Here is a 24,872-nt window from a genome sequence, read left to right on the forward strand (position 1 = left end):
GCAATTAGGCTATAAAGTAATTTATTAATAATAAAGGGGCTACATTTTCTTTGATTTGTATCGACGTCCTATGTACATAATTGAAAGTCCGACAACCATAAGGATAATAAATCCAGTAATCAATCTCCACTTGTAAAATTCAATAGTTAGACTAACATTGATATATGGTTCTAATCCCTGCCCTAATTGCTTAAGATCTGACTCAGCACTAGCTAAAGTTGTTGACCGCCCACAATTCATTACATAGTAATTACCTTCATGGTTATAGGAATAAAGTAAATAATCTTCTTCCTGTTGAAAATCAAACTGGCAACTCGACCAAGTAGTATACACAATAATTTGTGTTGTATGTATCCCTTTCCATATCTCATTAACTTCAATCAATACAGCATTGTATGATTCATTGTCTATCGTAGTTTTTTTGATACCTTTTACCCTTCCAGTGAAAACAGCATCTGACTTTTCTAATGCTTCGATTGCATCTTCTGGATAAAAACAATTACAAGCTAACACATGGATTGGAGCGAACACAGCAAATAATTGAAATATTAATACAGCGATAATAATTCTCTTTGTAGTCTTTATTATTATCCCCCCACTCTATGAATAACTGCAAACTATTCATTACTCGAATACAGTGTGTTGTGATTATTTCTCCAACCTAGATTACCTGACAAATAATTATAGAGTATCTTTAATTTCAATAATTTGCTTGATATGTCTTTGTTCATGTAATTCGAGAGATCTAACCCATTCAATTAATAACATTTCTTTGAAGACCGGATGTGTAAATTGTCTTTTGTTCAGAATAGATGGGTCTTCTAATGTGTTTAATATGTCGTGTAACTTCTCTCTAGATTTATTTAAAGCATCAATGATTTCTCCATATTCTACAATCTCATCAGTAGGTTTAGCGATGTCAGGAGCTTCTAGCTTCTTCGTTCTATCTAGCAGAAATTCAAGTGGTTTATTTCCAATAATTGAGTCATCCTTACTTTTCAATCCTCTTCTTATAGCTATAATATATAACTCTTCTGTCTTAATTAGATGTTGACATACCTGTCCGATACTCCAACTGCTAGAGTCTTTTTTTTTGTTTAGTTGATCTGAATTCAATCCATCAAGAATACCTAGCAATACATCTCTTGTTTCTTGTAATTTCAGAATAATATTGTGAAGTTCCATGGTAAAACTCCCTCTCATTTTGTATTTAAGATTATCTTATACAATGAACTTATATTCATAAACACCGCATAAGTTGATATCTTCTGCAATTAAATCAATTTAGGTACAGTATCAGCTTGCCAATGTTTCAATTTCTGTATTGAGTACATTATCACTCTCATTTATGTTTTTTACCATTGGATGTTTCGTAACTACCCTCTGAGAGAAATCCTTCAAGCCTAGTTTTTATATCTTTCCATTCAGATTCAATAATACTGTATATTACATAATCCATATTGTTATATTTCCGACGCAGAATCCCTTCTTTAATTGCGCCTAGTCTCTCAATTGCCCTTTGCGATTTTTTGTTTTCTATTGTAGTTATGATTTCAATCCTATTCGTGTTTAAACTTTCAAATCCATACTTAAGCATTAGATATTTAGTTTCAGTATTTACTCTCGTTCTCCATACTTTAGAGGAATACCAAGTTGAGCCGATATTAAGATTGTTATTTTCTTCTGATATTCTAAGAAAACGAGTTGTTCCTACAATTTCATCCCGCTCTTTATCAAATACAACATAAGGAAATTGATCTCCACGTTCACGAGCTTCTATTGCTTTCTCAATAAAGCTATCCATATCTTCTATCGTATTAATCTTAGTTGGATAGTTGGTCCATATTTCAGGGTCTCTTGAACATTCAAATAAAGGAATGGAGTGTTCCTTCTCTAATGCTTTCAATGCTACCTGCTTTCCTTCTAATCCAGTGAATTTAAACATAATTAATTCCTCACTATACATTACTTCGAATATTGTCTATAGAAAAATTCCCAACTAAGGAATTATCACTGAGTTGTATGTTGAGTACTGTCATGTTTAGACCTCCCACTTCTAATTTAATGAAAATATCTGCGTAGAAATGTTCAAGATACTTAAAATTTCACGACAGACGCCCACCTTAGATAGCAGTTATCTAAGGTGGGCGTCTGTCGTTGCTTAGCTTAATTCAATAATATTCGATTTAGTCTGTTTTGGCATTCAACGACTCATAAAGTTAACTATAAGATGGATTTATATTGTTCAGATTCAATAAACTCATTAAGAATGATTCTAATCATCTCAATAGTGTTTTCGGGTAATTCCTTAGGTTTGAAGTATCTATATTCTAGTACTTCAAACTCATCAGGCCTTATAATACCTGTAAAATGATTTGTAATATAAGTTACAGCAACGTAATGTGTTTTTTGTCCTGTTTCAGAAGTAATATAAAATCGACTATCAGAAAAAGTTTTGAATTCAATTAGTTTTTCTACACTAATTTCAAGTTCCTCCATTACTTCTCTTCGGATTGCATTTTCTATTGATTCTCCAGGTTCTAATAATCCCCCAGGTAGACCCCAAAAATTATCATTATGTTTTACAAGTAATAGTTCTCCATGTGAATTATAGATAATAAGTGTGGGTCTAACTAAAATTAAAGGTAATTCTTTATTACCACTCTTTAAGTCATTAATATTCATGAGTTAAATCCTCCTTAATCATATCCAATTCTAACAGTGAAGGCTGAATCTATATTCTTATAGCACATTTAATTCCGATCAGGTTTATAGTTAGCTTTGAAGTGATCTAATATTCCCTTCACAATCTGCTGTTTTTTCTAAATACTCCTTTAATGGTTTCAGGTGATGTTGATCATGCCATATAAAATCCTTTAAGTACTGTGGAATGTTAAATATACTACCATCTCCATCTATATAATTTTGAGCCACTACTTCTTCTGATATTGCTGAAATCTCATTAAGAATACTTTTACGATAATAAACTAGCTGCTCAATTAGTTTGTCTGTTGTGATTCCTCTTGCATATTCCATTGCATTGCTATTAAATTCATCATAGTTTAAATGTTTAACAGTAATCTTTTCATCCGAAGCAATCTTATTTATTGCTTCTTCGTAAAAATACTTGTCCCAAAGCATAATATGACAGATAATATCTTTTATTGTCCATTTACCTTTTTCAATGCTTGAGTTCCATGTTTCATTACTCATTCCCTTTAAGCGGTTGGAAAAAGTAATCAACTCTTCGAATAGTGTAATCAGTTCTTTTATTTCATTTGACATAGACTAGTCATCCCCTCTTATCTTTTGAAAAAGACTTAATATTAAGAAACCAAGATTATCAGGGATTGGTGGTGAAATTATGAATTGCATCTCTCCAACCCATCTATTTCACTCCTCCAATTTCCTTGAAATTATTGGTATATTCTAGAGCTGAAATGATAGGCTTTAGTTTCAACAACCCCAACTCAACGGATGTTTCTATATACCCGATTATCTGATTTAAAGTAAAGACATTAAGATTTTCATTTATATCTTCCTTATTGTACGCTATATCTCCAAATACATAGGGTATGAATTGTTCAACATCTGTGGACTTAACCTCTTCTATATCCAAGATAGCAGGACGTTCACTGAGCATTCTTTTCAATTGATCTGTATAACCATAGTATTCTAGTAATTTCCCATTCAGTAATCGGAAATCATTATGATATAAATTTATTAAATCTTTATCTGCATCCATTCTGTTTCTCAACCAAGATAGAAAAAAACCTTTTAACCATATATCATCAGCAATCAAATGTGTGTAGTATCCCAGTATATAATGACTCTCTCTATACGAGCTGTAATTATCTAAAAATCTATTATAATTAATGAATCTTGAATAATCTCGTGATCTACCTTCAAAGAAATGAGATAAGTCTTTAGGTGAAACAGCATCTGGAGCAATGCTACCAAGTAAAAATGATGTTCTATCTTCTAACTCTAGACACTCTGAAATTCGATTAGCAATAACCAAGTGCATTATTCTTGAACCCATAATTCCTATCTCCATTCTATAATTTCTATATCTTTTCTTCGCGGTTAATTCCATTATATTCTATAGTTCGTATTTTTCTAGTATTTTCTAGTAATTACATTATAGAACATACAATTCGCCATATTCCTTCCTTTCTATTTGTCTTACACTAATTTACGAAATATACTTTGAAAACTTTTAATGCAGCACCCGTATCTCCAATTAGCAAAGCGTTAAGGTTACTGAATGTTTCATCTTTATAGGCTAAAGCCATATCATCAAATTTAAAATAAGCTATTCGATCAACTTCTTCCGCTGGAGCAACCTTTGCCCAAGGTTCCCCACCTGACCAGCTTTGTAAGATTAGTTCAGGTACATTTACACCTTCATATTCGACAGCAATTATAATGTCTTTTGATAGATCATAAGGCATAAAATCAATTCTTGGAGATAAAGTAACTGCTTGCCCCCACTCACCATTTGAAGACTTTTCACCTTCGAATAAAATTGTAGAATCTGAGTCACTCACTTCATCAAAGGCGGGATCTTTACCATTGTATACGTTCACCATTGCCTCCATAATTTCAGGATAAATCCAGGTCAATGTTCTTCTATTGAATAATGCCATGGCATCTGTACCAAATGCATCAGAGTAGCCGTTATCCCACCAAAAAGTTGGAATACCTTTTTGCTTAGCGGACTTTACAAAATAAGAAGCGTGAGTAACCCTAGCGTCTAAATTCTCCTTGTTAGTAGAAGCAAACTCACCAAGAACAACAGGAGTGCCTTTACTAAGGAACATAGTCTCAAGCAACTCAAACAAATTACTTGTGCTTTTCTTGTCTTGATCGCTCCCCCATTCTCTTTCACTTTCTCTTGTAATTTCCATACTAAATTCGAATGGAGAATAGGAATGTATGGAGATTGCAATGTTTTTATCATCTGGAATAGTAAAAGCTACTAGAGCGTCATAATTGGCAGAAGCAGCATACGTCGGAAGCATGACAAGTCGTTGCTCATTATTCCCACCTGTAGCTCTGATCGTTTCAAGTGCTGCCGCATTATATCCATTGACTATCTCATAAGCCTCAGCATTTCCGTTCCAATCATCTCCATTACGTGGTTCATTCATTGCTTCGAAAATAAGGAAGTCCCCATATTCTTTAAAGTGCTCAGCAATTTGCTGCCACATCTTCTTAAGTTGATCTGTTGCAGCAGCTTTGTTTTCTACATTAACAGCTTCCCAACCATAGTGATGATGGATATTAATAATCGCATACATATCATTAGATAACACATATTGTACGATCTCTTCAGCTCGATCTAAATATCCAGCATTAATTATGTAATCTGGTTCATTCCCTATATTGTCATCCCATGTTATAGGTATTCGAACGGATTGAAATCCAGCGTTCTTAATCTCATCAATCATTTCCTTTGTCGTTGTGGGATTTCCCCATCTTGTTTCGCCACCGAATGAATCGAGTGTATTGCCCAAATTCCAACCGATCTTCATATCTTTAACTAAATCCATAGCTGAAATATTACGCATATCCTTTGAATAGTGTAGATCTTCCAGATCTTGCGGATCGACGATTGCTATAGGAAATGACATGTCATTGTTTGTAGCAGTAGGCTGTACTACAGTGGTAGAATCGATCATATTTCCTTTGTCGACACTTTTTTCGCTGCAAGCACTAGTTATCAATAACATAGCTAACATTATAAACACCCATGATCTTCTTTTTATTACAAGAATCAAGATATAAGCACCTCTAACCTATATATTATTTTTCTGCAAGAATAGTAAATTCCCATGGAATATTCTCACCCTTCCATCCACGATGTTCATCAAACTTCTTCAGTAGAAATCCTTGTGAAAGAATTGAATTTATTATCTCGCTCAAAGTATAGGATCTAACAACGACATCAGGAAAATCTTGTTGTTCCTCTTCATCAAAAAAACTCTTGTATGCCACATCTCCACTTTTTATTTCCGTATCAAAATAACCAATCTCACCTTGACTTGTCAGGCATTTTCTTAAAGGATGAAAATCACTTAAAATGATAGTTCCCCCATTACTTAATAGTTCATAGAGAACAGACATAAATTTATCGATATCACTAAAATAATGCAATATTCCTCCTTCCAAATACAAAATATCAAAATAACCTTTATATTTATTAAGATCAATATCATAAATGTCCGTAACGATATAGTCTATGGTGGTTTGAGCACAGTCGGCTAATTCTAAAGCATATTTTTTATTTTCCTCTGAGATATCGAATACAGTTACTTCTGCACCTAATAATGCTAAAGGAACAGCTTTCCTTCCATTTGATCCACATAGATTGGCTACTTTTCGTCCTTTTACATGTTCAAAATAATGTTTATGTTTTTTAAGACTTGCTCTAGGATCTTTTAATATTTGTCTTGCTTTCTCCATAGGTGTACCATCTCTTTTATGCCAAAATTCATATGCGCGATATTCCCATGCCTTTTTATTCTTTTCACTTTGTGCATTCAATTTAGTTTCCCCCTCTTTATTTTACAAATCTGAATTATTAGAATTGATTTCTGATATCTTTCAAAGGTTTACAACGAAAACCCACCTGCAACTTTACTCTCGCTTTTACAGGTGGGTTTCTATGTTAGTGTATATTCTTATAAGTGTGGAATGATGTTCATGGACAGATCGGAATCTTAAGCAAAACTATACTTCGCTATAAGCTCCCCCCAAGGAGCTAATCCTACTTCTTGAAAACCTACCTTCTTATAAAACTTCTTTGCGTCTTCATTATTAGGTTTATAACCTAGCCATATTACATCTGTTCGATCTTCTTTATTCGAGATATCATTAATGATCAATTGCATGGCCCTCTTACCATATCCAAGTCCTTGATATCGTTCATCAATCATTAATCTGTAGATCCAATAATTCCCGTCATCAGGATCTATTCCGTACATTGAAAATCCAACAAGTATTTCTTCAAAATAAATAGATTTAGTTGAAAAGCCAGGTATAAACTGTGCCTCTGCAATTGAGTATAGATTCGATGTAATGAAGCTCTGTTGTTCTTGTTTAGTCTTTAAGTGAATACATTCTTCCCAGTTTAATTTAGTAATTGTTCTTAAAGTTATCAAATTCTGATTCCTCCCATAGTAGTAGAGAAATCTGTAATTCAGACTCTCTACGTATTGCTTGACCTCACAATTATTGTAACTGTGTTTTTAGTGTTCATTTCACATCACTCCTCTCAAGTTGTTATTTCAGATTTTACCTTTATCTTCTCTTTTAGTTGTTATTTTTGATCTAATTATGAATAAAATCAGTAATGAAAATAATAACATTCCTGAATATTGCATGTACAAGCCAAGTTGCATTGAGTTCAGTACTTCATTTGCATAAAAACTAAATATTATTGTTAATACACTAATTATTAGCAAGAGATAAAATAGAATATTAAGTGCTTTTGTTAAATTCTTAATGTAATCTCACCTCGATTTATAAAAAACTTAAATTCCCTTAATTTGTTAGACGCAAATTATACTCCAATTGTTTCTTCTAATGTAATTATTATTGATGATCTTTTTGAGTTTAGTTATTATTATCAAACTCATCCATTTTGAGATCGAGCAGTTTACCCTCTACTACATCATATGAATAAGTCCCGCTGTAAAGCTTGTCTTCTAAACCAGTCCATTGAAAGGAAACACTCACTTGGGAACTATTCAACCATTCAACGACAAAGAAATAAGGGTCAGAACGTGCTTCATTTATAGTAGTATCAGTGACCCAATTTTGTTGCAATTGTTCCACATATGGAAGAGCGATTTCAGTCATGTTTTGCGTGTCTAGAATGTATGTTCCACCGGATATCCTTGATTCAAAATTTACCGCTACATATCGGTCATCAGCTGACCAAAGGAATGAGTTATTATAGTAACCAGGTGTATTCAACCATTGCACTTGCTCAGAAGCCGTATCTACCAATCGAATACCTTCGACTGGATATAAACCTCCCGCAGTAATTTCTTTATTCACTCCAAATGTTTCTATACGATAGATTCCATCAGAAGATGTTGCTGAAACATGGTTTACTTCTGAGTCGACTTCTTCCACTAAATTATTAATATCTGAAGGACTAAACCCTTGAGGTGCTACCTCTACAATACTTTCATTATTGTTCATTACTTCTTGATGTAGTTCAATCCTAGAAGTAGTACATCCAGAAGAAGTTATCATAATAATGATCATTGTTATCAAAATTCTGTTTTTCATATTCGAACTCTCCTCTAACATTATTTATTTCGATTATTCCTTGAGAAGATCAGAAAACTAACGACGAAAACCCACCTGATACTTACTTAAGCTTTCATCAGGTGGGTTTCTATGTTGATATATCATTTCGAAGTTTGTACGTTATTGATTGTAAATAATTTGGCGATATAATTAATAGTTTCTATTTCTCTTCTCATTAATGTAGATATCTAATGCCGTAATTCCTCTTTGTGCAAGTTGAATAAATAATATAAGGCAATAAATGCCTAACCCTCCTAATACAAGCATGAATAGGATCGGTATAATACCAAAAATTGAAGCGGATGCCATAATGTTTCCTCCTCTAAATGAGTTTTATTATGAAAACTATGAAATAAGAAGCGGGTATTAAAATGACTTGTGCAAGTAATGTACCTACTAATCGAGATAACATTAAGACATTATATATTCGGCCAAGTTGGTCTCTATATTGTTCATTGTTTGTTGCTTTATCCGTTAACAGACCAATTTGTGGGTCTATAAATATTGTTAATAAAATCGTGGCTATTCCATTAATTAATCCTGAGGATTGAGATGCTGTTGTGCTTAATTCTGGCACTAAGAAAGCAGCATATAATGCTGATAATACCCCTACTGTATAGATAGCCGTAACTACAATGTTCAATATAATAAATCTTTTTGAAATCCCTAAATATCTATAGTTATACAATCGAACAGATGGTTTTCTAACATAAGAACCTACATTCTTTAACTGCGCTATTGTAACGCTTGTTATTAATCTAGGTAATGAACCCGCTATCTCCAACTTAGAAATCACTCTAGACCAGACATTAACAAAAGTAGGGAAAAGAATAATCGCTATTAACGTCCCTATCGTAGAGGCAAGTAATATAATTCTTAGGTAATCTATTACATTAAAAGATAAGTTAGTTTTAGCATAATCAATAATCTTGGCTGTTAATGGCGCTTGAATTAAATTAGCAGTTCTTGAAATAAGTACTATTATTCCTGTTAAAGATAGCGCTACTGCAATTTTATTGATTTTGACTCCAGCATATCTTAAAGAGTAGGATAATGTTTCTGCAGTATGTATGACCATAGTAAAGATAAATATTGCTATCAGATAATTAACCATGTATTTACTCTCCTGAGATAACTAATTTAAGAAAATATATTTGTAAAAGATAAACTCACCTTCAATTTACTTTCATCAGATGGGTTTATCTCGTGGGGTTTAGAAGGAATTAAGAAAATTAAGCTGATAATGTCCTTTTTGATCTTCTTTTAAATTAGTTCTAATGCGTATCCTCCTTAACCGCAATCATCTGCACTACCGTTCGATCGTCGCCTTTCAGTTGAACTTTACCTGCTAGTAGTTGTGAGGAACCATCTCCATCTAGAAATATAGCCTCATCTAATTTGCCTATAGCAATATTCTCCTTAATTGCAGTGCGAAATTGCTCAATCGTACATTTGTTAGAAGTTACGATCAGGTAAATCTCTCCAGAACTATCGTAGGCCATTCCACTGCGAAGCCGATCTTCGTCGGGGAATGGAATCGCTTCTTCTTGGACTGCAACGTTATACCAATTGCTGTCGTCTTTCAAATTCATACTGATTCCGCCCTGAGCCCAGAACTTCGACTCGTCTGTCATTTGCAATTCGTCGACACTTGCAGCTCGTTGCACATTTATCACCTTCGTGACTCGATCGTACACGATGGTTCCTCGTGCGTATTTGGCGTTAAACCAGCCTGAGCCGTAATCATTAGGATTTCCGTTTGTGGGCATACCATCCATAACCGCTATACTTAACAAGCTATCGTCCCAAAAGAATCCACCATTGATACCGTTGATTCCAGATTGCACGACGTTGTCATTGATACTAGTAAGGGATATGCTACTCGGTTCCGTCTGTAGGACATTAAGAACAACCCCGTTGTCAGCAGTTATTTGAGTGTACTTACTACCCTCTGAAGAGTCACCTTTACTTAAGAACCAGACGGTAATAATCCCAATAATTAGAATGAAAGCACATAAGTAAATCAGAAAATAACGTCTTGTTACTACGAATCTTTCATTCTCTTTCCCTGTCAAATCCATTCTTACTTCCTCCTACTATGTGTGAGTCTAAGATCGGGATATCTTTCTTTGATAATAAAAGTACTTGCTGTCCATTCCATCTCAATTCCATTTGATATATGAATGAAGTATTCTTATGCTATTTAGTGTTTTATAAGCTCTCCACTCTAATCTAAAGGTTTCCCTGGCTCTAATGCATTCCCAAAACCACCATCCTCATTTTGATAAGCTTTTAGAGAATCTAAAACACTCTTCTTTTGATCCACCTTGGAAAGAATATTCAAAAATTCTTCGTACTAATAATCTTCAAGTCATATGTCGATCCCTGAATATGATGATGCAAATGGTCTTGAAAATGGATGGATGTCATACATTATGTATTTTCCATTGCAGAGAAGTATTGTCTCTTTATTTCATCCCATTCTGATTTAATGATACTAAAATAAACGTCATCTCTACGTTCGCCATTTCTCATAATCTCCAATAATTATGTTTAACTCTTTAGCCATTTTAATATCAAAAGGTATAATTTTTACAACTTTATTCTCAAAACAATCTGAGTGTCAAATATATCTTTGTTCAAGATGGTACTCCTTTTTTAAGATCTTTATTTGGATAGTGAGTTTTCTTGATACCACTTTCTAAGCTGATTAATATGCGCTTGATGATAGCGACTATGATCAGCCATATGCCATAATCCCCAGCGAATAGTTGCCTGCTTTTCGTTCCCATGTCCAAAAGTTACAATTTTACCAAGATCATCATCAATTAATTGTGTACATGCATTTTTCAACGTTATTAATACAATTTCATATTCAGACATCAGTGTGTTCAAAGACTTTCCTTCGATCATAGGCAGTCTATTATTTGCATCTATCATGGGGCCATACTGTGATATTAGTAACTGTGAAAGTGGTATATCCCTAATTCTATAAACCCAATTCAGGTCAACGTACATAATATGTCTTAATAACTGTGCTGTACTATTAAACTCGTGATTAGGTCCCTTGTAATCAACTTCTTCTTGGGTCATGTCGTTAGTGATTAATTGTAGTCGTTGACTATTTTCTTTTACAGTGGAATACAAAATCCCTACAATAGGTGTCATATTGGGTTCACCTTGTAAATCGTATAACATCCTAGTTTTACCTACTGACATGATTTCCGTTCACGTTCATGTATACAAAGTTGTAAAAGTACCAAGGTCATTTGAATTTCTTCTTCAAAAAATATTGTTTTATTCCATCTGGATATTCATCATTTATACCGAATATTTCATATCCCGCATTAACATAAAAATCTAATGACTGGTATGAGAAAGTACAAGTATGTGCGAATGTACATCCTAGTTTTTTCCCTTGTCTTTCAGCTTCAGTTAGCATTAATATTCCATATCCTTTATGTCTGTAATTCTCATCTATCCAAAAAACATCAAGATACAATCCATATAACCATGTTTCACAAAACAAACCACCGATTGCTTTTCCAGATTCATCTCTTAAATACAAATTAATATCTTTACCAGGCTTACTTAATAATTCATTCGTTGCGTTTACGTTAAACTGATATAAGTTATTACAAATCTCATTATATTCACTTTGATTGGATTCTTCTGTTATCTTCATATTCTCTATAAATATATCAACCATGGCTATACCCCATTATTTTCTTATTTTATCTCTTATAACATCAGAGGTCATTATTCTGGCGTTATATTACATATAATACTCTATTTTCTAGTAAATAAGGCCAGATCATGTTCTTGTTTTCACTTCACTCATTCACTATCCAGTCTTCAAAGGTCAAACTAATCAATTCGAAATTATTAGTAATTATGTATTCTTTTGCTGTTACAACTAAAGGTGATGAGTTTTCTTTTGTGATGAAATCTAGATTAACCCACTCCGAACCGGAAGTATCATCAGATAGTATAGAATTTTCAATAGATGATTCTATGCTAACCTTTAGAAATATTGCTATATGTTGAATATGTGTACTTTCTCTTATGTTATATTTAACAATGAATTCTGAAGTTCCAATATTTTTGTCTACATTAATAAGTAGTCCAATTTCTTCTTGGAATTCACGATAGAGTGCTGGAATGATAGATTCATTAGCTTCAATAGTTCCGCCAGGTAAATCAAACCTGTTCCTGTATGGTCCTCTTGTTTTATGGACTACTAGTAGTTAATTATCACGATAACAGATTCCGTACACCCCTAAATGCCGATGATACTTAGTCATTTACAACATCCTTACTATTGAGTATTTTTGATAAAGCATACTGTGTTATTCAATAGATTAAGTAGTTTTAAAGTCCATTCTTATCCTACAATACTACCCCAAGTTGATAATCATCTTCGTCTACTAATTTAGCTAGAACTTCAACCGAGTTTAACTTAATTATTTCAATCCTCCAATCTTTTTATTTTTGTGATTTAGGTAATGTAAAGGTATTCATGCAATCCATAACTAAATACTTATATGACTCTACTTAACCTTATTTGTAAATTATCTTTAATTTCTTGTCTATACTCGCCTTGCATCTCATCAATTCTTGCTGCTAAAGTTGGTATCATCCAACGCTCAAGAAATTCATCATTCATATCATTGAGCTTAATATACTCACTTAAGTATTCTTTATTAAAGAGCTCACGAAGTTTTCTATCAATTAACCAACTTGGAGCACTAGGCGGTAGCGAATGTGATTGAATCATCATTGATGTTCTAGTGATATCAGCTTCTTGGTTACCGACTAATAGATTCATCCAATCAATTATTATAGGACCATTAGGTGAAATAATAATGTTGTCTGGATGGAAATCATAATGACAAATGCTATTTCCGTCAGGTAATGAGTTCAATATATCTGTAATAATTTCTTTCTTTTCATTTACGATTTCTTGTGATCTATTAACTTTATCAGCGATTTCGGATTTAAGATTCGGAAGAACGTTATTTTCAACATTGTGCATCTCAGATTGAAGATTTGCCATAAGCCTAGCATTATTAGAAATACTCTTTTCTGTTGGTTCGATGTGCCACAACATCGTGGGACCATCAATTTTTTCGTAAACGATACCAATTTTCCCCTCACACTCTAATAGACCAGAAAATTTGGGAGCACTCAACTTTAAGTTATTTATTAGTTCTGCGTTTTTCGCTTCAATCAACGCAGAACTTTGATCATAAAATAATTTTAATACTTCATTCTTCCCCCATTGATATACCTTTGCAGTATTTCCAATACCAATTAATTCGCCGATTTTCATTGTAACTTCCTCTTTTCAAACAACATTAAGTTGCGAATGTACTACTAATGAATGCCTATTTAAAATCTGGATAAAGTACATTTAATCACGAAGGAAACCCACCTAATGCTTGCTCTCGCTTTTATTGGGTGGGCCTATACTAGGAGATTATTCTACTATGCAAACAAATACTTTCTACTAATGAAGAATGTACGCTAAGTAAGACTTGTGCTAGCTAAAGTGACTGGTATCCTGAGCTAAGAAAATCATTTGGCAACCGCATTGAAATTATACGTTTGCAGATTTTGTACTCGGTCAACGATTACAACATAATCTAAACCTGTTACATCTACTGAGATATTTTCAGGGTAAATTTCATCAACTGGTATTACAGTCTTTAAGATTGGATTACCAATTTGCTCTCCTTCTTTCGTGGATTCACTAATAATAATCTCCCCATCCAAATCGCTCTTCCCTAAAATCGCCAAACTATAAACGGAGTAGTTCAAAGTTGTAAACTGTTTGTTAAGATGAATGACAATACTGTTTGCTGTTTCGTCCTGTTTATTAAAGATCTCATAGACATGTCCATCTGAATCCATCAAGCTATCAGTGACCGTGACTACTGAATCTGATAAATTCGCTATGGAGATATCTACTACATCCCCAGAATTGTAATTTTTGTTCAGAAGATTCTCATTTGTTAGTGTTGGAGTCGGTTTTACCGTCGGCGTTTGCGTTGAACTTTCATTTACTACTGGTGTTGCTGAAACTACCGGTTCACTATCTTTAGATGACTTGGAAATTAACATACCAACAGTAATACCAATTACGAGAATAACAATAGTAATTATATAAACTGCACTTTTACTTTTCATTAACTCACTCCCACTTCCTCTAAATCCTGTCATTAACATATAACGGATTAATATGGAAATAAGTTGCTCCTCGAGACTAACTGCAAAATCAATTAATTTGCTTAGTGTTTTTTTCTCTGTTTATATTAATAATCTTTAGTCTTTTCTACTTGGATCATAATTACAATCCGGATTTTTACGATGTTTAGTTCGTTGTTCGAAAGCATAGCCAATGTGAATTAACGTTGGCTCACTGAATGCTTTTCCAGCAAACGTTATCCCAAATGGTCGTCCGTTCTTTCGATACCCTGCAGGAATGGCAATTGACGGATAGCCTGCTTTGGCACTTATATCTGCTCCAATATATGCAGGGAACATTATCGCATCCAATTGATTGCTGTCTATAGCGTAATCTATGCCTTGTGTCTGTGAGAGATACAGATCCATTATTGAATCCAAGATATAATCCTTACTTTTTAGAGGATTTGTCAGCTTTTCTCGATAGATTAAGCTATCTTGTCCATATTTCAATGCTTCTTCAGCATGATCGGTATTCCATTTGACTAGCTCGGACATTGAATGAATGGGCATATGAGATGGAAGTTTAGATAAATAATTATCAAGTCCATGTTTGAATTCCAAATCCATTTTGTTCCATTGCCAAGGTCCATGGAAAGAAGGAATACTGATCTCTTCAATAACAACAGCACCTGCTTGAATCAACTCTGAAACTGCTTGTTTGTAAAGAACTTCATCATATTCGCCAGAATTTAAGACATGATCGGGTACCTCCTTAAAGACACCAATTCTTGCTCCATATAATCCCTCTTTATCAAGAAACGCGGTATATTCCCTCTTTGTAGGAGCGTTATCATTTCTCCAGGTAGCAGGGTCGTGTTCATCCCTTCCCACAAGTGCATTAAGCAAAATTGCCGCATCAGACACAGTTCTTGCCATCGGGCCGGCCGTATCTTGAGAGTAAGAAAATGGGATGATGCCAGAACGGCTGATTAATCCTACAGTCGGCTTAATACCCACGATGGACATTTGTATGGCAGGACTTAGAATGGAAGCGGAGGTTTCTGTGCCTATTGCGGCGGTTGCAAAATTCATCGCAATTGCCGCAGCTCATCCAGTACTGGACCCACCTGTGAAAAACTCACCATAAGGATGAGAGACCTGTCCTCCCTTTGAACTGTAACCTGCCCACATCGAAGAAGAGACTCCGTTTGCCAATTCTGTCATATTGGTTTTACCTAGAATGACTGCTCCAGCTTCTCTTAACGAATGAATCAGAAAAGCATCCTTCGTACTCACATGCTGTGATAATGCCAGCGTTCCTGCACTAGTACGCATCTTATCACCAGTTTCAATATTATCTTTGACAAGTATAGGGATACCATGTAAAGTTCCTCTACTCCCCTTATGTACCCTCTCTAAATCAAGTGCTTCGGCTATAAAAATAGCATCAGGATTTATTTCCATAATAGAATTTATATTAGGACCATCTTGATCATACAGTGCAATTCGAAATAAATAATAAAGTACTAATTCTCTCGAAGTAATACTTCCTTGTTCCATCGCAGATTGTAAATCTAAAATGGTCGCTTCTTCTACATTAATATTCATGATTTGAAAAGGATTATTCATATATACCTCCATGTACCACTATGATTATTACTAGTTAATTTCTTTCCAATCTTCTTTCAATAAACCATAAATAACATGATCTACATAATGATCGTTAATCCATTCTGCTTGTCTAACTAACCCTTCATAACTAAAATGAAGTCTTTCTGGAATTGCCCGACTCTTTAAATTTAATTCAGCTGCCCTTATTTCAATTCTGTTAAGAGACAATTCACTAAATACATAATTAATAACTGATTGACATGTTCTTGTTATAATTCCATTTCCTTGATGTTCTTCTGCCAACCAATATCCAATTGTCGTTTTTTTATTATCCCAGTCAATGCTATGTAATCCTATACAACCGACAATCCTTTCTTTATAAAAGATACCCAAGTTAAATCCGTTGTTATTGGCAAATAAATTCAATGAGAATTGTATATAATCTCTTGTTTGCTCAACACTTATCGTTTCATCAACCCAAGGTAACCACTTTCTTAAGTAATCCCGATTGCAATCTGATAAATTAAATAGTTCTTCAGCATGACGCATTTCAAAAATTCTCAATTGAAGGTCATCATTAATAATATGACTGAACATATATTGCCTCCTGTAATGTATTGTTTATTAGGTTTGTAACCTTATGATCAAAGTTATACTTAGTTAGCAGTTATTCCACAATTCTTAATTTAGGCCATTTATGTAACCAATTCTTTGAGTTGATTCTATTATGAAAATAATCTACGTCTTGAAAATGAGTGCTTTTTCTTATCTTTAAGTCAAATAAATCTTCTAATCCTAGTGGGGCTATGACTTGAATGTCATTCTCCCAATTCATCCTTATTCCTACGGCCGTTGCGGTTTCTGGCCAATGTCTCATGGCATCTTCTATATCAACATAGGGTTTAGTATTATTTGTTATATGCATCCTTGCCTGATTCTTTATTGACCAATTATGTGTTGACTTCTTTAGCTTTAATTGCTCTTCATATTCAATTTCTTTATCAAAAGTTAAATCAGATTGATCATAATAAATAATATCGACATCTTCGAGTAAAGATTGACGATGATATTCATGTAGACTATCCCAACAGTAATTTCTAACATAACCTGCTGCGATCCACGAGTTTGGTAAATTCAGATCTCTCACCAGCGTTAAGTCCTCTATTAATTCATCATTTCTTAACATGATTTCTATTAACCTTTGTTTTAACAACGTTGACTTTAACCCCTTTAACTAATTTGTCTTTGATCTTATGTATAACGTTCTTGTATACATGATAGACGTCCACCATAGATAGATATTATATGAAGCAACCGAATTTTCAGAAATTGAGGCTTAGTCTATATGTATATGTGGTGATATATGTTACTAGCGCTTACCACGTATCTCTTCCGTAATGCTTTTTAAAAAAAGATCGAATATGTTTCTCAAACTCAGTATTTGTTTGCATATATGTCCCATTCAAATTAGTAGATGTAAACCCGAAAACTCGTTCTCCGTCTTCATATAGTGATATGCTAAAATTGAAACCAACTCTATCTTCTTGATTTTCGTGAGGAATTAATTGAATATCCTTTATTGAATTAATAAATGTTGTAATTTCACTCTTATCTTCTATTATTTTCCGTTCACCAGAATTCCCGTCTAATAGTTCAATTTTATCTACGACTTGTATATTCGTAGGATATACTTCTGTCAAACTTAGAGGTTGCGGAACTACGGACTCCGCATTTTCAATATTATCTTGGCAACCCATTAAAAAACATACCAATAATAACATAAGTATATTCTTCTTAATAATGACGCCTCCCTTTTACTAATTACATTTGAATTTGATTAAGTTAATATAATTGGACTTAACATATTTGTATTTACATTATTAATGATATCTTCAAATTTACAAGCTGCTATTGATCCCAAAGGTGTGACAATAGCGTCATTGTTGATTAAGAATATTGAATCTAAATTATATTCATTAATGAACGTGTATATCCAATCAATCAAAGTATTCGTATCAGAATCTAAATGGATACGATTCTATAACTTTCTGCTTGTTAATAGTGCTAATTTCAATTTTCATTTGTTCTGCACCTGTAAATATTCGCTCAGGGTTTAACATTGAAACATAGAGTTCACCATTATGGTTTGGATGTAGTATGGTTTCTCCTTCAATATTCCCAATTTTTATTTCTAGATTTGCTTCAGGACCAAAGATTACTCCTCCATTTTTATCATTGTAAACAAGTGCGATTTCATAGTCTTCTAGAGGGTCAAGATCTTTCGTCCATACAATAATATCAACGCCACGAGATTCATTGAAAACAATGGTTACACGACCTGGTTTATTTATAAATGAAATTTCCTGTATCTGATCGGGTTCAATCAGAATAATCTCTTCGGTGATAGTTTCATTAGAACATCCAATACTTAATAATATAAGTATAGTAGCCAATAAAAGACGCATACTGCACTTCTCCTTCTTTTACTAGGATTTTAACTGACTTTCTTGTAAATTAGAGTTAACATCCGTTCATTCGTTTTTCTAACTCATCTAATGTCATTGGATTTGAACTACCCTCATCATCAATTAAGCTTTTATTCATTTGTGCTAGATATGCTAGATCATTATCAACTGCTCTTAAAAGGTTTAGACTCATGAGTATCATACCTCCCCAAAAAAATTGTTACTTCTCTCATAAAGTTAACTTTGAGTTTCAAAAAAATTTACTTAATGTTACCTTCATGCATGACTCCAAATATTCCTGTCATTCCCTCATGTTCATTAAAACCATACTTTTTGTAAAATGACTCTTTTCCATGAGAAGCAAACATTCCAATAAATGATTTTTCAGGTGCGTTAACCTTTAAGAATTCAGTTATTGCAGTCATTATTAAAGTACCTATTCCCTTATTCTGATGATCGGGGAGAATAGCTATATCTTGAATATAAAAGTAAATATTGCCGTCTCCAATTACTCTTCCCATCCCAACTATATCATCTTCATATTGAATAACTACACCAAATAAGGAATTGTTTAATGAGGCTTCTGCGACATCAAAATTCATAAAATCGTTCCATCCAACGGCAGAACAAATGGATTTATATTCTATAATCGTGGGTACTCTGTTTAACGTTTTATATTTATTATTCATTGATATCCTTTCTGACACTGTATTTTTGATTGGGTTACGTTTTTTGTTTTACCAGCAATTGTACTTCATTTGATTCAAGTTTTTATTCACTTACCAACCAGGTTTTTGCATCTTCTGGGTCTATATAATATTTCATTGGATTTACCTTATTATATGGGATCTTCTTTTTTAGCCTATTGAGTTGCCATTTTGATTTATTTGAAAGTCCAACAACAGATAATTTTAAGATATGTCTTTCAATTTCAATCAAACTATTTAAAAATTCAATTAATATCGTATTATTAATAGTTGTGTCATAAAAATCTACCCAAATGCGTAATTGCTTATTGTTTTTTTGGATAAATTCCACTTCTTCTTTCATTACACATATCAATTTTGCGTGGTCTTTGAAGTAGCTTCCGAATTTTAGGCAATGTACTTCACCACCTTTATAGTAATATGGGAAAGTGGATCCACCAGGAGATTTAATTGTAGACATTATAATCACCTCTAATTTTTAATATGTATATTGTTTCTAGACGTAGATTTCAAATATCGTTCAGGTATTCATATCTTAATCATGCAAGTTTCCAAGCCGTAGCCTCACGTGGATTTTGTGATATGTGAAATAGTTAGAGTATGCATTATTTTTTTTAGGAAAATATCTAACTAGAAATACTATTAATTAATGAATAGATCTGAAAGCCTAAGAATGAAACTACCCAGATAATAATTATGATCTTTACATATTTTCTTATTCTATTAGGTAGTTGTTCTAGTCTCTTTGGTGTTTGATGTCCATTAATTGCATCATAATGTTTAATTACATCATTGAATCCTTTCCGTGCATCTATTGATTCTCGAATTTCTTCTTGTTGAATAGAGTGTAATGTATCATCATCATAAGGATTATATTTATCATTTTTCTTCAACTAATCACCTGCTCTCTTTAATTCCACTTTTCCCAACTAATTTGGATATTGATTAGATCCTGCTAGATGGAATCAAACGTATCCTGTTTTCCAAAGTTTCTCCTAACTTTCAGGTAGCTGTCATGTAAATCCTATAAGATTTATTGTGCTGAAATTAATTATGAATTTGTCATTAGTGGTTCTTAGAATAGTTTATTAACTGAATACTTTCCTTGTGCGGGACATGATGCGAGGAATACACTAAGTACTGAATGGACTGTTTTCATTTTCAAACTTATAACATAATTAAATTTACCATTCTACTAGGAGTAATATCCTCCTTGATAAAGATATTCTCCGGTTTCCTTATAATGTTTGAATATCTACTATACTTCAATGAATGACTTACAATATTTCTAGCATGCTCTTGTCACTATAAATTACGTAATAATCTTCAACAATTTTTATATCACCTAATTTCATATACTCTAGCAGTCTTGATGCTTCTTGAAGTATCATCGGTCTTGCATTTAATAATCCATTTATGTTATTTGGCTGCTCTAATCGATGATCGAAATCGTAACATATAGAGGTAAGTGCGATATCTTTCAAATCACAAATTTAAGGAAGTAATCATTAATATGTCTATCATAATAATTCATACTCACACCTCATCAATCTTTTGTGTTATTAATATTTTGATTGTCTAATTTTTTTGAAATTTCTTTTTGAACTATTAATATATTATTTAATGCCAACAAAATAAAACCAAGCATAATAAACGTTACTATCTCTTTAGTAAAGATCGAAATGATTCCTACAATTAATACATAAAAGGTATTTAAGGTGTCCTTCATTTTATCCTCCATGTAACTCTAAAAATTAGATTTAGCCGTTCATTTAAAACTAATCTTTCAGTCCTCTCTTTGCGTTACCAGAATTAACTGCTTAAATCCTGCACTTAGTAACTTAGGAGCGAATGTACTGATTCAGAATGCATTTGTTAGTTATCGGTTATACCTTACTCTAGCCTAATGAAAGATATTACTCTCTTGAATAAATTAATGCACCACCTGATCCCATAATAACCAGTTTATTACCCGATGGAGAAAATCCACTTCTTATGTTCCCATCTAACCTGTTTAAATCAATCATAGTAGCGTCATTAAGGTATTTATAATTCGATCTAAAAACATTTTCGATAATTACAGATTCTATTGGCCACCATGGACTTATAACTTTAATAACCCACCCATCATTTGTTGAATGAATCCCATCACCTGATTCAAAACCAAAAACACTTATACACTCATTACTTAATGGCACTTGAAAGGTTAAATTGTTATTACTTATTTTTTCGTAAGTTAAATTGGAATCGCGATCTCTATGGATTAACAATCCCGTTTTTGCTTCAGTAATGCTGTAACCTGAACTGCTGATGAGAACAAGATTCTCATCGACATTCCATCCACAAGCTACACAACCAGCTGCGGGGACAATAACTTCATCAAACTTAGTTCTTTTTTCTTGTTCAGATCTGTTAAAAAACTTCATATTAAGCTTCTTTAAAGTTGATAAAATTTTCACTAGAATTTCCCCAGAGTTACACCCTAATCCCAGTCCATATAAAAATTCACTTCTAGCTTTTCTTGCCCACATTCAGGACAATCGAGTGCATTATTTTGAAGATTATCTAAGGGCATTGATGGCATTGGAGCTGTACAACGTGGACATATGTAACTGTTAGTATAAGTTTGGGATTCTGAACTAATATGTAAATATACTTCATTTAGTTGATAATGGCACTTATGACATACATACAGACCATCAAAGCAATCAAAAGTCGTGTCCTTTTCATTCATAAACTCGCTGATTCGCTGTTTACCTTCATCATCTTTATACCATTCTAAGATGGAAATCAAATTCATATATCTAAATCCAAAACCTAAAAACACCTTTTTATTGTAGGAACAGTGACTACAGCTCAACTTACAAGCCTCACCCATAAACTCAATCACCTCTCAAAAGTTAACTTTACCATAATCTCTTTATTTCTATTAACTAGCAATTCTTAATAGACTCCCCTCGAGGCAACGCGTAATCAGGATCATAAACATCTTTTTATCATAAACTAACGGATGTCTCAGACTTCTAAGATAAAACTTATTCTTCTCTTCTGATTTTTAGTTCGTTTTTTCTTGCAAATATGGTCATCTCCTCTCTTAATTGTTCCATGTATTTTTGGTCTTTGACACTCATTCGAATGCTTCGTCCTCTATTGATATTATGTAGTCTGCTTATTTTAATACTACGATTAGCTATCACTATTTCTTTTATATGTAACGCTTTAATAGTTTCTTGATCATATATTAGCTGGTGATTTTCAATGTGTAGTAACTTTTCCTTTCTTACTTGCCTTGTATGTATTACTAAAAATATTCCTGCAAGAACTAGGAAAAATAAAAAAATGGAAATTTTATACTTCATAGTATTAATAAAAGATGCAGTTAACATTAATAGTTGGCAAATTTGACTTATAATCAATGGATAAAGTGTCCATCTATCATATTGGCTATTCATTATAAAATTCCCATACTTCTTTTCTGCTTTTTCCAAGAGGAGACCACATCCTTAATGCAAAGTTACCTACAATAGCCGTTCCAATATTTTTGCCACACCATCGTTATCATTCGTATCTGTAATTTCTTTGGCTATGGCTTTTAATTCTTCAATTGCATTTCCCATTGCTACTGGCCACCCACAAATCCTAAATAATCCAAGATCATTAAAGTCGTCCCCGAAAACCATAACGTTATCTAATGCTATACTCATTTCTTTACATAAAATTTGTACAGCATTTTCTTTTGAAGCCTTTATTGAAGAGACTTGAACGAGATTTCCACCATCTGTGACATATATGTTTAATCGAGAAGCAAATTTTTCTTTGAATAAATTAATATCTATCTTGCCTGAGAATAGGATTTTTGTTGCATCGATAGTTTTGAGTTCTTGTAATGATTTTACAATTGGATGTCCTTTGACTCTCATAAGTGTTGTATAGTCGTATTCCCTTAAACTCATCCATTCATCTTTCATTTCAATGCTAATATCCAGTTCAGGATTAATATTCAAACAATAATCTAAAACATCAGCTGTAAGAATTGATTCAATTGGTTCATGACGATGTATACCTGTGTATTTACAATTGATATACGCTCCATTGTAATATATTAATGAAGCTATATTTAGTAATTCATCGCTTAACAAAGACCTTACTGCTCTCGGTGGGCGTGCAGTAGCGAAGAAAAATCTTATTCCATGATTAGAACAATCCATAATAGACTTAAAAGTACGATCTGAAATCTGTTTATCCGAGTTTAGAACAGTTCCATCTAAATCTAGTACTACAATTGGATACTTTATTGATATCACCTCTAATGCGTCTCAAGTTATTCACTCAGCATTCTAATAATAACTTCCTAACGATGGATTACCCCTTATACATCGATATCTGAAATTTCCTCTGCCCTACCAGATTCAGTAAATCCAGAAGAAAAGCAGATTAATCCAAAATGACCACCAGGCTTTAATACCTCGATAACCATTTGAATATATGAAGCCTTACGATGAGGTAATAAATGATGAAGTAATCGATCTATGAGCCTAGATCCTCTTTGCTTTTTACCTTTTTTAATATTCCCTCGTTATATGAATAGTTGTAGATTTTTCCGTTCTCATTTTCGAAATTTGAAATAGTTATAAATGGTGGATTTGTATCAATATTTAGATTAGCAAAGTCTCCTTGATTTTTTTGTATGGAGTTGAAAACAGAATCACTGATTTCCAATTCTCCATTCATTGTTCTAATAATGGAGAGATCAGGCAACGATAAATGTAATCCTTGAAATTGTATAATAAATTCTTCATTCCCATCAGCATCTAAATCGATAAAGCTAGGTTCTCCCCATAAATCAAAGTCCAATATTTTGCTTGTAGTATTATCGTAAACCAAATATTTTCTCAATCCAGGTCCATTGAGTGATATATCAACAGTTCCTATTAATTGATAACGGTTTTGATTTGAGAAATAATGTTGAAACATACATACTTGAGGGCAAATATTTGAATCATTTTCAATTAATGTGCGTGATAGATCAATAATGAGAAATTGTTTGTTATTGAATTTCAATACTCCATTTATTTGATTTAATAGTATTTCACTAGAGTCAGTTATTTCGTATATTTCTAATACAGCATTACTATTCTCTATTTCTCCAAATGATATTGATTTCATATACTTCCAATCCGTTGCAACCTCACCCTCTTGAAGTTCCTTCATCTCTAAAGAGCTGAAAGTTAAATCAATTAAGTCGGGTAATGAATGTAATTCATGAAGATCAACATTATCTATATTGGCATCTTCTGTATCAATTATTAGAACTGATGTATCGCTTAAAGGTGAAAATGATTTATTGATGCCACATGCCGACAAAAACAATAGAAATAAAAGCATTAAACTTATTATTGATTTCATTCAATCGCCTCCGATTGTTTGAGAAAATACTGCATAGTTATCACCAACACTGTAATCTGATACGATTTCAAGTAACCACTTCTTATTAATACGAGGAATAATTGGGAATTGTTGCAAGTTCATTCTTTCTACCTTTGGATAAAGTTTAATGTTTGCACAGCAACTATAT

At 33.0% G+C, this 24,872-nt stretch carries 32 protein-coding genes and 2 pseudogenes; all 34 read right to left on the reverse strand.

The window, feature by feature from the left end; genetic code table 11:
* Nucleotides 1-39: 39 nt before the first annotated feature.
* A complete protein-coding gene (locus tag NV377_RS04905; protein WP_258200035.1) occupies nucleotides 40-513 on the reverse strand; it encodes a hypothetical protein in 474 nt (157 codons plus the stop codon).
* A gap of 168 nt (nucleotides 514-681) precedes the next feature.
* A complete protein-coding gene (locus NV377_RS04910) occupies nucleotides 682-1,185 on the reverse strand; it encodes a DinB family protein (RefSeq protein ID WP_258200036.1) in 504 nt (167 codons plus the stop codon).
* Between the two features lie 157 nt (nucleotides 1,186-1,342).
* Complete coding sequence (locus tag NV377_RS04915; protein ID WP_258200037.1) at nucleotides 1,343-1,945, reverse strand: GNAT family N-acetyltransferase; 603 nt, start codon at nucleotides 1,943-1,945, stop codon at nucleotides 1,343-1,345.
* Nucleotides 1,946-2,223: 278 nt separating this feature from the next.
* On the reverse strand, nucleotides 2,224-2,685 hold the full coding sequence (locus tag NV377_RS04920) for an NUDIX domain-containing protein (RefSeq protein WP_258200038.1): 462 nt from the start codon (nucleotides 2,683-2,685) through the stop codon (nucleotides 2,224-2,226).
* A 90-nt stretch (nucleotides 2,686-2,775) separates the two neighbouring features.
* On the reverse strand, nucleotides 2,776-3,285 hold the full coding sequence (locus NV377_RS04925) for a DinB family protein (protein WP_258200039.1): 510 nt from the start codon (nucleotides 3,283-3,285) through the stop codon (nucleotides 2,776-2,778).
* A 103-nt stretch (nucleotides 3,286-3,388) separates the two neighbouring features.
* On the reverse strand, nucleotides 3,389-4,042 hold the full coding sequence (locus NV377_RS04930; protein ID WP_258200040.1) for a zinc dependent phospholipase C family protein: 654 nt from the start codon (nucleotides 4,040-4,042) through the stop codon (nucleotides 3,389-3,391).
* Between the two features lie 148 nt (nucleotides 4,043-4,190).
* Complete coding sequence (locus NV377_RS04935; protein ID WP_258200041.1) at nucleotides 4,191-5,744, reverse strand: cellulase family glycosylhydrolase; 1,554 nt, start codon at nucleotides 5,742-5,744, stop codon at nucleotides 4,191-4,193.
* A 64-nt stretch (nucleotides 5,745-5,808) separates the two neighbouring features.
* Nucleotides 5,809-6,549 carry a class I SAM-dependent methyltransferase gene (locus NV377_RS04940; RefSeq protein WP_258200042.1) on the reverse strand — a complete coding sequence of 247 codons (741 nt, stop codon included), beginning with the start codon at nucleotides 6,547-6,549 and terminating at the stop codon, nucleotides 5,809-5,811.
* 176 nt (nucleotides 6,550-6,725) lie between these two features.
* A complete protein-coding gene (locus tag NV377_RS04945; RefSeq protein ID WP_258200043.1) occupies nucleotides 6,726-7,166 on the reverse strand; it encodes a GNAT family N-acetyltransferase in 441 nt (146 codons plus the stop codon).
* A gap of 454 nt (nucleotides 7,167-7,620) precedes the next feature.
* Nucleotides 7,621-8,304 (reverse strand): hypothetical protein, encoded by a 684-nt coding sequence (locus NV377_RS04950; protein WP_258200044.1) that lies wholly within the window; start codon nucleotides 8,302-8,304, stop codon nucleotides 7,621-7,623.
* A gap of 171 nt (nucleotides 8,305-8,475) precedes the next feature.
* Nucleotides 8,476-8,634 (reverse strand): hypothetical protein, encoded by a 159-nt coding sequence (locus NV377_RS04955; RefSeq protein ID WP_258200045.1) that lies wholly within the window; start codon nucleotides 8,632-8,634, stop codon nucleotides 8,476-8,478.
* Between the two features lie 13 nt (nucleotides 8,635-8,647).
* Nucleotides 8,648-9,439: a lipid II flippase Amj family protein gene (locus tag NV377_RS04960; protein WP_258200046.1), complete on the reverse strand. Its 792-nt coding sequence runs from the start codon at nucleotides 9,437-9,439 to the stop codon at nucleotides 8,648-8,650.
* Between the two features lie 160 nt (nucleotides 9,440-9,599).
* The gene (locus tag NV377_RS04965) at nucleotides 9,600-10,406 is read right to left on the reverse strand and encodes a phosphodiester glycosidase family protein (RefSeq protein ID WP_258200047.1); all 807 of its coding nucleotides are present in this window, start codon (nucleotides 10,404-10,406) and stop codon (nucleotides 9,600-9,602) included.
* A 586-nt stretch (nucleotides 10,407-10,992) separates the two neighbouring features.
* Complete coding sequence (locus tag NV377_RS04970; protein ID WP_258200048.1) at nucleotides 10,993-11,523, reverse strand: DinB family protein; 531 nt, start codon at nucleotides 11,521-11,523, stop codon at nucleotides 10,993-10,995.
* A 67-nt stretch (nucleotides 11,524-11,590) separates the two neighbouring features.
* Nucleotides 11,591-12,034 carry a GNAT family N-acetyltransferase gene (locus NV377_RS04975; protein ID WP_258200049.1) on the reverse strand — a complete coding sequence of 148 codons (444 nt, stop codon included), beginning with the start codon at nucleotides 12,032-12,034 and terminating at the stop codon, nucleotides 11,591-11,593.
* A 124-nt stretch (nucleotides 12,035-12,158) separates the two neighbouring features.
* Nucleotides 12,159-12,557 (reverse strand): annotated as a pseudogene (locus tag NV377_RS25890) (NUDIX domain-containing protein); the annotation flags it as partial.
* A gap of 308 nt (nucleotides 12,558-12,865) precedes the next feature.
* Complete coding sequence (locus NV377_RS04980; RefSeq protein ID WP_258200050.1) at nucleotides 12,866-13,657, reverse strand: phosphotransferase; 792 nt, start codon at nucleotides 13,655-13,657, stop codon at nucleotides 12,866-12,868.
* Nucleotides 13,658-13,902: 245 nt separating this feature from the next.
* A complete protein-coding gene (locus NV377_RS04985) occupies nucleotides 13,903-14,514 on the reverse strand; it encodes a hypothetical protein (RefSeq protein WP_258200051.1) in 612 nt (203 codons plus the stop codon).
* A gap of 135 nt (nucleotides 14,515-14,649) precedes the next feature.
* A pseudogene (locus NV377_RS04990) lies at nucleotides 14,650-16,155 on the reverse strand (amidase family protein).
* An 18-nt stretch (nucleotides 16,156-16,173) separates the two neighbouring features.
* Nucleotides 16,174-16,722, reverse strand: coding sequence for a GNAT family N-acetyltransferase (locus NV377_RS04995; protein ID WP_258200052.1), 549 nt, complete (start codon nucleotides 16,720-16,722; stop codon nucleotides 16,174-16,176).
* Nucleotides 16,723-16,792: 70 nt separating this feature from the next.
* Complete coding sequence (locus NV377_RS05000; protein ID WP_258200053.1) at nucleotides 16,793-17,338, reverse strand: nucleotidyltransferase family protein; 546 nt, start codon at nucleotides 17,336-17,338, stop codon at nucleotides 16,793-16,795.
* A 163-nt stretch (nucleotides 17,339-17,501) separates the two neighbouring features.
* The gene (locus NV377_RS05005; protein ID WP_258200054.1) at nucleotides 17,502-17,906 is read right to left on the reverse strand and encodes a hypothetical protein; all 405 of its coding nucleotides are present in this window, start codon (nucleotides 17,904-17,906) and stop codon (nucleotides 17,502-17,504) included.
* 234 nt (nucleotides 17,907-18,140) lie between these two features.
* The gene (locus tag NV377_RS05010) at nucleotides 18,141-18,590 is read right to left on the reverse strand and encodes a hypothetical protein (RefSeq protein ID WP_258200055.1); all 450 of its coding nucleotides are present in this window, start codon (nucleotides 18,588-18,590) and stop codon (nucleotides 18,141-18,143) included.
* A 55-nt stretch (nucleotides 18,591-18,645) separates the two neighbouring features.
* The gene (locus NV377_RS05015; RefSeq protein WP_258200056.1) at nucleotides 18,646-18,783 is read right to left on the reverse strand and encodes a hypothetical protein; all 138 of its coding nucleotides are present in this window, start codon (nucleotides 18,781-18,783) and stop codon (nucleotides 18,646-18,648) included.
* A gap of 67 nt (nucleotides 18,784-18,850) precedes the next feature.
* Complete coding sequence (locus NV377_RS05020; protein ID WP_258200057.1) at nucleotides 18,851-19,279, reverse strand: GNAT family N-acetyltransferase; 429 nt, start codon at nucleotides 19,277-19,279, stop codon at nucleotides 18,851-18,853.
* An 82-nt stretch (nucleotides 19,280-19,361) separates the two neighbouring features.
* Nucleotides 19,362-19,757 carry a hypothetical protein gene (locus NV377_RS05025; protein ID WP_258200058.1) on the reverse strand — a complete coding sequence of 132 codons (396 nt, stop codon included), beginning with the start codon at nucleotides 19,755-19,757 and terminating at the stop codon, nucleotides 19,362-19,364.
* 166 nt (nucleotides 19,758-19,923) lie between these two features.
* Nucleotides 19,924-20,190: a hypothetical protein gene (locus NV377_RS05030; protein ID WP_258200059.1), complete on the reverse strand. Its 267-nt coding sequence runs from the start codon at nucleotides 20,188-20,190 to the stop codon at nucleotides 19,924-19,926.
* Between the two features lie 653 nt (nucleotides 20,191-20,843).
* Nucleotides 20,844-21,026, reverse strand: coding sequence for a hypothetical protein (locus NV377_RS05035; protein WP_258200060.1), 183 nt, complete (start codon nucleotides 21,024-21,026; stop codon nucleotides 20,844-20,846).
* A 187-nt stretch (nucleotides 21,027-21,213) separates the two neighbouring features.
* Nucleotides 21,214-21,756, reverse strand: a complete 543-nt coding sequence (locus NV377_RS05040; RefSeq protein ID WP_258200061.1) for a hypothetical protein — start codon at nucleotides 21,754-21,756, stop codon at nucleotides 21,214-21,216.
* Nucleotides 21,757-21,779: 23 nt separating this feature from the next.
* A complete protein-coding gene (locus NV377_RS05045) occupies nucleotides 21,780-22,175 on the reverse strand; it encodes a hypothetical protein (RefSeq protein ID WP_258200062.1) in 396 nt (131 codons plus the stop codon).
* Between the two features lie 157 nt (nucleotides 22,176-22,332).
* Nucleotides 22,333-22,785, reverse strand: coding sequence for a hypothetical protein (locus NV377_RS05050; RefSeq protein WP_258200063.1), 453 nt, complete (start codon nucleotides 22,783-22,785; stop codon nucleotides 22,333-22,335).
* 30 nt (nucleotides 22,786-22,815) lie between these two features.
* Nucleotides 22,816-23,601, reverse strand: a complete 786-nt coding sequence (locus tag NV377_RS05055; RefSeq protein WP_258200064.1) for a Cof-type HAD-IIB family hydrolase — start codon at nucleotides 23,599-23,601, stop codon at nucleotides 22,816-22,818.
* Between the two features lie 223 nt (nucleotides 23,602-23,824).
* The gene (locus tag NV377_RS05060; protein ID WP_258200065.1) at nucleotides 23,825-24,703 is read right to left on the reverse strand and encodes a hypothetical protein; all 879 of its coding nucleotides are present in this window, start codon (nucleotides 24,701-24,703) and stop codon (nucleotides 23,825-23,827) included.
* Nucleotides 24,704-24,826 (reverse strand): hypothetical protein, encoded by a 123-nt coding sequence (locus NV377_RS05065; RefSeq protein WP_258200066.1) that lies wholly within the window; start codon nucleotides 24,824-24,826, stop codon nucleotides 24,704-24,706.
* Nucleotides 24,827-24,872 lie beyond the last annotated feature (46 nt).

This window comes from Paenibacillus endoradicis (genome assembly GCF_024721975.1).